This window comes from Caballeronia sp. GAWG2-1 (genome assembly GCF_023631405.1).
Taxonomy (GTDB): domain Bacteria; phylum Pseudomonadota; class Gammaproteobacteria; order Burkholderiales; family Burkholderiaceae; genus Caballeronia.
The window spans coordinates 93,146-102,469 of the sequence record NZ_JALQDD010000019.1 but is presented as its reverse complement, the minus strand read 5'-3'; the positions used below and the strand labels follow the sequence as shown (position 1 = coordinate 102,469).

Here is a 9,324-nt window from a genome sequence, read left to right as displayed (position 1 = left end):
AAAGGTAAATTCGAGCGGACCAAGCCGCACGTGAACGTGGGCACGATCGGTCACGTTGACCACGGCAAGACCACGCTGACGGCAGCGATCACGACGGTGCTGACCAAGAAGTTCGGCGGCGAAGCGAAGGCATACGACCAGATCGATGCAGCGCCGGAAGAAAAGGCACGTGGTATCACCATCAACACCGCGCACGTCGAGTACGAAACGGCTAACCGCCACTACGCACACGTCGATTGCCCGGGCCACGCTGACTATGTGAAGAACATGATCACGGGCGCGGCGCAGATGGACGGCGCAATTCTGGTGTGCTCGGCCGCTGACGGCCCGATGCCGCAAACGCGTGAGCACATCCTGTTGGCGCGTCAGGTCGGCGTGCCTTACATCATCGTGTTCCTGAACAAGTGCGACATGGTGGACGACGCCGAGCTGCTCGAACTCGTCGAAATGGAAGTGCGCGAGCTTCTGTCGAAGTACGACTTCCCGGGCGACGACACGCCGATCATCAAGGGTTCGGCCAAGCTGGCGCTGGAAGGCGACACGGGCGAGCTGGGCGAAGTGGCGATCATGAATCTGGCCGACGCGCTGGACACGTACATCCCGACGCCGGAGCGCGCAGTGGACGGCGCCTTCCTGATGCCGGTGGAAGATGTGTTCTCGATCTCGGGTCGCGGCACGGTGGTGACGGGTCGCGTGGAGCGCGGCGTGGTGAAGGTTGGCGAGGAAATCGAAATCGTCGGTATCAAGCCGACGGTGAAGACGACTTGCACGGGCGTGGAAATGTTCCGCAAGCTGCTGGACCAAGGTCAAGCGGGCGACAACGTCGGTATCCTGCTGCGCGGCACGAAGCGTGAAGACGTGGAGCGTGGCCAGGTTCTGGCCAAGCCGGGTTCGATCACGCCGCACACGCACTTTACGGCTGAAGTGTACGTGTTGAGCAAGGACGAAGGCGGCCGCCACACGCCGTTCTTCAACAACTACCGTCCGCAGTTCTACTTCCGTACGACGGACGTGACGGGCTCGATCGAGCTGCCGAAGGACAAGGAAATGGTGATGCCGGGCGACAACGTGTCGATCACGGTGAAGCTGATTGCACCGATCGCCATGGAAGAAGGTCTGCGCTTCGCTATCCGCGAAGGCGGCCGTACCGTCGGCGCAGGTGTGGTTGCCAAGATTATCGAGTAAGAGCCAGAAATCTCTCGGTAGTCTGTAGTTTTCGGGGTCGGCGAAACCGTCGACCCCAAATGGTTTAGGGGTATAGCTCAACTGGCAGAGCGTCGGTCTCCAAAACCGAAGGTTGGGGGTTCGATTCCCTCTGCCCCTGCCAAATTATTGCGCCAAGTGGCGCTGCTTAAGGTGTTATGGCGAATCCTTCCGTCGAAACTGTAAATACTTCCGGCGACAAGTTGATGTTGGTGGCGGGCGTATTGTTGGTCTTGGCCGGGTTCGTGGGTTTCTTCTGGCTGTCAGGCCAAGAGTGGTACGTCCGCGGCGCAGCGCTGGCTGTTGGTGTCATCGCGGGTGTCGCAGTCGGCCTCCTCTCGACGCCGGGCAAGGGCTTCATCGCCTTCGCGAAAGACTCCTATAAGGAAGTCCGCAAGGTTGTCTGGCCCACCCGCAAGGAAGCAACGCAAACGACCCTCGTGGTCTTCGCGTTTGTTTTAATCATGGCCATCTTCCTTTGGCTTAGCGATAAGTCGATCGAATGGGTGATTTTCTCGGCGATTCTGGGTTGGAAATGATATGAGCGATACTCCGGCATCCCCGAGCGGAAAACGTTGGTATGTGGTGCACGCCTACTCCGGAATGGAGAAGAGCGTGCAACGTGCGCTTCAGGAGCGTATCGACCGAGCAGGCATGCAAGATCAGTTCGGTCAAATTCTCGTCCCGACCGAAGAGGTGGTTGAGGTCAAGGGCGGTCACAAGTCGGTTACTGAGCGTCGTTTCTTCCCCGGTTACGTCCTGGTGGAAATGGAGATGACGGACGAAACCTGGCACCTGGTGAAGAACACTGCAAAAGTCACCGGCTTTGTTGGTGGAGCGCGCAATCGTCCGAGTCCCATCTCGCCGCGTGAAGTCGAAAAGATCATGTCGCAGATGCAGGAAGGCGTCGAAAAGCCTAGGCCCAAGACGTTGTTCGAAGTTGGCGAGATGGTTCGAGTGAAGGAAGGTCCTTTCACCGACTTCAACGGCAACGTCGAAGAAGTGAATTACGAAAAGTCCCGAGTCCGTGTGTCTGTCACGATTTTTGGGCGCTCGACGCCGGTCGAACTCGAGTTCGGTCAGGTCGAAAAAGTTTAAAAAGTTTTATCGCGTGAGGCCTTTGGGTTCTCGCGCGATTTTGCGCTTACAGTCCGCGTAATGGCTGTTGAGGAGCGTCAGTAGGCATCGTTGTTGAACGCGCGCTATCACTCATCGAACGTTTCGGCGTTCAGCAGAGGTTTTCAAAATGGCAAAGAAAATCATCGGCTTTATCAAACTGCAGATTCCTGCAGGTAAAGCCAACCCGTCGCCGCCGGTCGGTCCGGCACTGGGCCAGCGTGGCCTGAACATCATGGAGTTCTGCAAGGCGTTTAACGCGCAGACTCAGGGCATGGAGCCGGGTCTGCCGGTGCCGGTCGTGATTACGGCATTCGCGGACAAGAGCTTCACGTTCATCATGAAGACGCCGCCGGCTACCGTTCTGATCAAGAAGGCAGCCAAAGTCGATAAGGGTTCGGCAAAGCCGCACACCGATAAGGTTGGCAACATCACCCGCGCTCAAGCGGAAGAAATCGCGAAGACCAAGATGCCGGATCTTACGGCAGCTGATCTTGACGCCGCCGTGCGCACGATCGCCGGCAGCGCCCGTTCGATGGGCATCACTGTGGAGGGCGTGTAAATGGCTAAGCTTTCTAAGCGCCTTCAGGCATTCGCAAGCAAGGTTGATCGCCAGAAGCTGTACCCGATCGACGACGCATTGGCTCTCGTGAAGGAATGCGCAAGCGCCAAGTTCGACGAGTCGATCGACGTCGCAGTCCAACTCGGCATCGACGCGAAGAAGTCGGACCAAGTGGTTCGCGGTTCGGTCGTTCTGCCGGCAGGCACGGGCAAGTCCGTTCGTGTTGCTGTGTTCGCGCAAGGCGAAAAGGCCGAGCAAGCACGTGCAGCGGGCGCAGACATCGTGGGTATGGAAGACCTGGCCGAGCAAGTCAAGGCCGGTAACCTGAATTTCGACGTCGTGATCGCTTCGCCGGACACGATGCGCGTCGTCGGTACGTTGGGCCAGATCCTCGGCCCCCGCGGCCTGATGCCGAACCCGAAGGTCGGTACGGTCACGCCGGACGTCGCGCAAGCTGTGCGTAACGCGAAGGCTGGTCAAGTCCAATTCCGCGTCGACAAGGCCGGTATTATTCATGGCACGATCGGTCGTGCATCGTTCGAACCTGCTTCGCTGCGTCAAAACCTGGCAGCACTGGTCGACGCGCTGCAAAAGGCCAAGCCGGCCACGAGTAAGGGCGTGTACCTGCGCAAGATCGCTCTGTCGAGCACGATGGGTGTCGGCGTACGCGTGGATCAAGCCACGCTCGCGCAGCAGTAAAGAATTTGGGCGCGGTCTTGAGACCGCGCTGTAAAGGGCTTTGGGCGGTTGCGAGGTTGCAGTCTAAATCGAGCAACCGGTTGTCAAAGACCGTTGGTGGTGGCGTCGCGGTTGGACACTGCCTTAATTCAAGCCAACGCAGATGGCGAACCCGAAACGGTTTTGCAGTGGTTGAAGTCGGTTGTCGTGCGCTGTGATGCGAACACCAATCGATCGAGATACTCCTAACAGTCGGACGCCGTTGTCGAACGTGGTGCATGAGGGTTGGTAACCCGAGTGCATCGAATCTGGAGGTTTAACCGTGCCACTGAACAAAGAAAGTAAGCAGGCAGTCGTCGCTGAAGTCGCCGCGCAAGTCGCGAAGGCTCAGACGATGGTGCTCGCTGAGTATCGTGGGATCACGGTTGGCGATCTGACCAAGCTGCGCGCGAAAGCGCGTGAGCAACAGGTGTATCTGCGCGTGTTGAAGAACACGTTGGCGCGTCGCGCCGTCGAAGGTACCCCGTTCGCTTCGCTGGCTGAGCAGATGACCGGTCCTCTGATCTACGGCATCTCGGAAGATGCCATTGCCGCTGCCAAGGTCGTCAATGACTTCGGCAAGAGCAATGACAAGTTGATCATCAAGGCTGGTTCCTACGAAGGCAAGGTGATGGACAAGGCAGGCGTGCAAGCGCTGGCCAACATCCCGAGCCGCGAAGAACTGCTCTCCAAGTTGTTGTTCGTCATGCAAGCACCTGTTTCCGGCTTTGCGCGCGCTTTGGCCGCGCTGGCAGAAAAGAAACAAGGCGAAGCTGCATAACGCACACGCTTGGGCGCCAGTCGCTCAGTTAGGTATTAGCTAGATCGCTAGCTCGATCCGAATTCAATCTAGGAGTATTTCAAATGGCAATCGCAAAAGAAGACATCCTCGAAGCCGTTGGCTCGATGTCGGTTCTCGAACTGAACGAGCTGGTCAAGGCGTTCGAAGAGAAGTTTGGCGTGTCGGCAGCTGCTGTTGCAGTCGCTGGCCCCGCAGGCGGCGGCGCTGCTGCTGCTGTTGAAGAGCAAACCGAGTTCACCGTGAATCTGCTCGAAGTTGGTGCGAACAAGGTTTCCGTGATTAAGGCCGTTCGTGAACTGACGGGTCTTGGCCTGAAGGAAGCGAAGGACCTGGTCGACGGTGCACCGAAGCCCATCAAGGAAGCGGTGCCGAAGGCTGCTGCTGACGAAGCAAAGAAGAAGTTGGAAGACGCAGGCGCGAAAGCTGAAATCAAGTAAGTTTCATTGCGCTGTGTTGAGGCTGGCGGTTTTCCACCGCCGGCCTTTTTGTGCTTTGTGAGGGCAGAGTTTTTATGCGTGTAATCAAGCATAAATGTCCTCGCAGAGGCCAAAGAGAACAGTCGGGTCAGCATGAATTTCCGGCAGTTCTCTTTGTCTTCTGAAGCGACTGCAGAAGGCAAGTTTGGTCGGGTAGCGGGAAACACAGGCATCCGCTGCCGTCAGCCAGCGGTTGGTAGCGGCCAACCACCAAGCTTCTAGATTCGCGCGTCCTCCCCGGACATTCGCGCGAATCTCAGTCGGTGAACACCGGGCCGTGACGTCGAGGTATCCCGCCTCGCCAACGCCCGCCGTGATTCGGAGATCGTATGCAATATTCCTTCACCGAGAAGAAGCGTATTCGCAAGAGTTTCGCGAAACGCCCCATCGTTCACCAAGTTCCCTTTTTGCTGGCGACCCAGCTTGAATCATTCCAGACGTTTCTGCAAGCGGATACGTCCTCCACGCAGCGCAAGGCGGAAGGCCTGCAAGCTGCATTTACCTCTGTTTTTCCGATCGTTTCGCACAACGGGTTTGCGCGTCTCGAGTTCGTCAGCTACATGCTGTCGCCACCCGCGTTCAACATCAAGGAATGTCAGCAACGCGGCCTGACGTACTGCTCCGCCTTGCGCGCGAAGGTGCGTCTGGTTTTGCTCGACAAGGAATCGCCGAGCAAGCCGGTGGTCAAGGAAGTGAAGGAACAGGAAGTGTACATGGGCGAAATTCCGCTCATGACGCCGACGGGTTCGTTCGTCATCAACGGTACCGAGCGCGTGATCGTGTCGCAGCTTCACCGTTCGCCTGGCGTGTTCTTCGAGCACGACAAGGGCAAGACGCATAGCTCCGGCAAGCTGTTGTTCTCGGCTCGTATCATCCCTTACCGCGGTTCGTGGCTCGACTTCGAGTTCGACCCGAAGGACGTGCTGTACTTCCGCGTCGACCGTCGCCGCAAGATGCCGGTCACGATTCTGCTCAAGGCTATCGGCATGACGCCGGAGCAGATCCTCGCGAACTTCTTCGTGTTCGACAACTTCGCGCTGATGGGCGAAGGCGCGCAAATGGAATTCGTGCCGGAGCGCTTGCGCGGTGAAGTCGCGCGCTTCGACATCCAGGACCGCGATGGCAATGTCATCGTCACGAAGGACAAGCGGATCAACGCGAAGCACATTCGCGACCTCGAAAACGCCAAGACGAAGTTCATCTCGGTGCCCGAGGACTATTTGCTCGGCCGCGTGCTGGCGAAGAACGTGATCGATCCGGAAACGGGCGAAGTGATCGCGAACGCTAACGAGGAAATCACCGAGACGGTGCTCGAAAAGCTGCGCGAGGCGAAGGTCAAGGAAATCCAGACGCTCTACACGAACGATCTGGACCAAGGCCCGTATATCTCGTCGACGCTGCGTATCGATGAAACCGCCGACAAGATGGCCGCGCGTATCGCGATCTACCGCATGATGCGTCCGGGCGAACCGCCGACCGAGGAAGCAGTCGAGGCGTTGTTCAACCGTCTGTTCTACAGCGAAGACGCGTATGACCTTTCGAAGGTCGGCCGCATGAAGTTCAATCGCCGCGTTGGCCGTGATGAAATCATCGGCCCGATGACGTTGCAAGACGACGACATCCTCGCGACCATCAAGATTCTCGTCGAGCTGCGTAACGGCAAGGGCGAAGTGGACGACATCGACCACTTGGGCAATCGTCGCGTGCGTTGCGTCGGCGAACTGGCGGAGAACCAGTTCCGCGCGGGTCTCGTGCGTGTCGAGCGCGCGGTGAAGGAACGCCTCGGTCAAGCCGAAAGCGAAAACCTGATGCCGCACGACCTGATCAACTCGAAGCCGATTTCGTCGGCAATTCGCGAGTTCTTCGGTTCGTCGCAGTTGTCGCAGTTTATGGACCAGACCAACCCGCTGTCGGAAATCACTCACAAGCGCCGTGTTTCGGCACTTGGCCCGGGCGGTTTGACGCGTGAGCGCGCTGGCTTCGAAGTTCGCGACGTGCACCCGACCCACTATGGCCGCGTGTGCCCGATCGAAACGCCGGAAGGTCCGAACATCGGCCTGATCAATTCGCTGGCTCTTTACGCGCACCTGAACGAATACGGCTTCCTCGAAACGCCGTATCGCAAGGTGGTGGATAGCAAGGTGACGGATCAGATCGACTATCTGTCGGCGATCGAAGAAGGCCGTTACGTAATCGCGCAGGCGAATGCCGCCGTGGGCGAAGACGGCACGCTGACCGACGAACTGGTTTCGTCGCGTGAAGCAGGCGAAACGCTGATGGTCACGCCGGACCGCATCCAGTACATGGACGTGGCGCCGTCGCAGATCGTGTCGGTGGCGGCATCGCTGATTCCGTTCCTTGAGCACGATGACGCGAACCGCGCGTTGATGGGTTCGAACATGCAGCGTCAGGCAGTGCCGTGTCTGCGTCCTGAAAAGGCCGTGGTCGGTACGGGTATCGAGCGCACGGTCGCGGTCGACTCGGGTACGACGGTGCAGGCATTCCGCGGCGGTGTCGTGGATTACGTCGATGCCGGCCGTATCGTGATTCGCGTGAACGACGATGAAGCCGTCGCCGGCGATGTCGGCGTGGACATCTACAACCTCATCAAGTACACGCGTTCGAACCAGAACACGAACATCAACCAGCGTCCGATCGTCAAGGTGGGCGACAAGGTTGCGCGCGGCGACGTGCTGGCCGACGGCGCATCCACGGATCTGGGTGAGCTCGCGCTCGGTCAGAACATGCTGGTCGCGTTCATGCCGTGGAACGGCTACAACTTCGAAGACTCGATCCTGATCTCGGAAAAAGTCGTGGCGGACGACCGTTATACGTCGATCCACATCGAAGAACTGAACGTCGTGGCTCGCGACACGAAGCTCGGACCGGAAGAAATCACGCGCGACATCTCGAACCTTGCGGAAGTGCAGCTTGGCCGTCTGGATGAGTCGGGCATCGTGTACATCGGCGCGGAAGTCGAAGCGGGCGACGTGCTGGTCGGCAAGGTCACGCCGAAGGGCGAAACCCAGCTGACGCCGGAAGAAAAGCTGCTGCGCGCGATCTTCGGTGAGAAAGCATCGGACGTGAAGGACACGTCGCTGCGCGTGCCCTCGGGCATGAGCGGGACGGTGATCGACGTGCAAGTGTTCACGCGCGAAGGCATCACGCGTGACAAGCGCGCGCAACAGATCATCGACGACGAACTGAAGCGCTATCGCCTCGACTTGAACGACCAGTTGCGTATCGTGGAAGGCGACGCCTTCTCGCGTCTCGCACGTATGCTGAACGGCAAGGTCGCGAACGGCGGTCCGAAGAAGCTGGCGAAGGGCACGGCGATCGATCTTCCGTACCTCGAAGACCTCGATCACTACCACTGGTTCGATATCCGCCTCGCGGACGAAGAAGCAGCGGCGCAGCTCGAAGCCATCAAGGACTCGATCGAACAGAAGCGTCACCAGTTCGACCTCGCGTTCGAGGAAAAGCGCAAGAAGCTCACGCAGGGCGACGAACTGCCGCCGGGCGTGCTGAAGATGGTCAAGGTGTATCTCGCGGTCAAGCGTCGCCTGCAGCCTGGCGACAAGATGGCGGGTCGTCACGGTAACAAGGGTGTCGTGTCGAAGATCGTTCCGATCGAAGACATGCCGTACATGGCCGATGGCCGTCCGGCCGACGTCGTGCTGAATCCGCTCGGCGTGCCGTCGCGGATGAACGTGGGTCAGATTCTCGAAGTGCATCTGGGCTGGGCCGCGAAGGGTCTTGGCTGGCGTATCGGCGAAATGCTGCAGCGTCAGGCGAAGATCGAAGAACTGCGTCAGTTCCTGACCCAGATCTACAACGAGTCGGGCCGCAAGGAAGAGCTGGAAAGCTTCTCCGACGACGAAATCGTCGAACTGGCGAAGAACCTGCGCGAAGGTGTGCCGTTCGCAACACCGGTGTTCGACGGCGCAACGGAAGACGAAATGTCGCGCGCGCTGAATCTGGCTTATCCGGATGACATCGCGAAGAACCTCGGCATGACGCCTTCGAAGAATCAGGTCACGCTGCACGACGGCCGAACGGGCGAACCGTTCGAGCGTACGGTCACGGTTGGCTACATGCACTACCTGAAACTGCATCACTTGGTCGACGACAAGATGCACGCGCGTTCGACCGGCCCGTACTCGCTCGTCACGCAGCAGCCGCTGGGTGGTAAGGCACAATTCGGTGGCCAGCGTTTCGGTGAAATGGAAGTTTGGGCGCTCGAAGCGTACGGCGCGTCGTACGTACTGCAGGAAATGCTGACGGTCAAGTCGGACGACGTGACAGGCCGGACCAAGGTTTATGAGAACCTGGTCAAGGGCGATCACGTGATCGACGCCGGCATGCCGGAATCCTTCAACGTGTTGGTGAAGGAAATCCGCTCGCTCGGTATCGATATCGATCTCGACCGCAACTAATCGGACTACGGA

At 58.7% G+C, this 9,324-nt stretch carries 8 protein-coding genes and 1 tRNA gene; all 9 read left to right on the top strand.

Translation table 11 applies throughout. From position 1 onward, the window contains the following. Positions 1-1,185 (top strand): elongation factor Tu (gene tuf / locus NCR98_RS12630; protein WP_243842726.1); only part of this gene is annotated, 1,185 nt, incomplete at its 5' end. A 66-nt stretch (positions 1,186-1,251) separates the two neighbouring features. Continuing rightward, a tRNA-Trp gene (locus NCR98_RS12625) sits at positions 1,252-1,327 on the top strand. A 34-nt stretch (positions 1,328-1,361) separates the two neighbouring features. Further along, entirely contained in the window at positions 1,362-1,742 is a 381-nt protein-coding gene (secE, locus tag NCR98_RS12620; RefSeq protein ID WP_244826445.1) for a preprotein translocase subunit SecE, read from the top strand. A 1-nt stretch (position 1,743) separates the two neighbouring features. Next, positions 1,744-2,301 (top strand): transcription termination/antitermination protein NusG, encoded by a 558-nt coding sequence (nusG, locus tag NCR98_RS12615; RefSeq protein WP_244826444.1) that lies wholly within the window; start codon positions 1,744-1,746, stop codon positions 2,299-2,301. Between the two features lie 148 nt (positions 2,302-2,449). After that, entirely contained in the window at positions 2,450-2,881 is a 432-nt protein-coding gene (rplK, locus tag NCR98_RS12610; protein WP_244826443.1) for a 50S ribosomal protein L11, read from the top strand. Further along, positions 2,882-3,580: a 50S ribosomal protein L1 gene (gene rplA, locus NCR98_RS12605; RefSeq protein ID WP_244826442.1), complete on the top strand. Its 699-nt coding sequence runs from the start codon at positions 2,882-2,884 to the stop codon at positions 3,578-3,580. Positions 3,581-3,881: 301 nt separating this feature from the next. After that, positions 3,882-4,379, top strand: coding sequence for a 50S ribosomal protein L10 (gene rplJ / locus NCR98_RS12600; protein WP_250465884.1), 498 nt, complete (start codon positions 3,882-3,884; stop codon positions 4,377-4,379). 83 nt (positions 4,380-4,462) lie between these two features. Continuing rightward, positions 4,463-4,837, top strand: coding sequence for a 50S ribosomal protein L7/L12 (gene rplL, locus NCR98_RS12595; RefSeq protein ID WP_244826440.1), 375 nt, complete (start codon positions 4,463-4,465; stop codon positions 4,835-4,837). Between the two features lie 368 nt (positions 4,838-5,205). After that, positions 5,206-9,312 carry a DNA-directed RNA polymerase subunit beta gene (gene rpoB, locus NCR98_RS12590; RefSeq protein WP_244826439.1) on the top strand — a complete coding sequence of 1,369 codons (4,107 nt, stop codon included), beginning with the start codon at positions 5,206-5,208 and terminating at the stop codon, positions 9,310-9,312. Positions 9,313-9,324 lie beyond the last annotated feature (12 nt).

Excerpts from the sequence above, each read along its gene's own strand:
- secE (WP_244826445.1), top strand. The coding sequence starts at position 1,362 with ATGGCGAATCCTTCCGTCGAAACTGTAAATACTTCCGGCGACAAGTTG.
- nusG (WP_244826444.1), top strand. The coding sequence starts at position 1,744 with ATGAGCGATACTCCGGCATCCCCGAGCGGAAAACGTTGGTATGTGGTG.
- rplK (WP_244826443.1), top strand. The coding sequence starts at position 2,450 with ATGGCAAAGAAAATCATCGGCTTTATCAAACTGCAGATTCCTGCAGGT.
- rplA (WP_244826442.1), top strand. The coding sequence starts at position 2,882 with ATGGCTAAGCTTTCTAAGCGCCTTCAGGCATTCGCAAGCAAGGTTGAT.
- rplL (WP_244826440.1), top strand. The coding sequence starts at position 4,463 with ATGGCAATCGCAAAAGAAGACATCCTCGAAGCCGTTGGCTCGATGTCG.
- rpoB (WP_244826439.1), top strand. The coding sequence starts at position 5,206 with ATGCAATATTCCTTCACCGAGAAGAAGCGTATTCGCAAGAGTTTCGCG.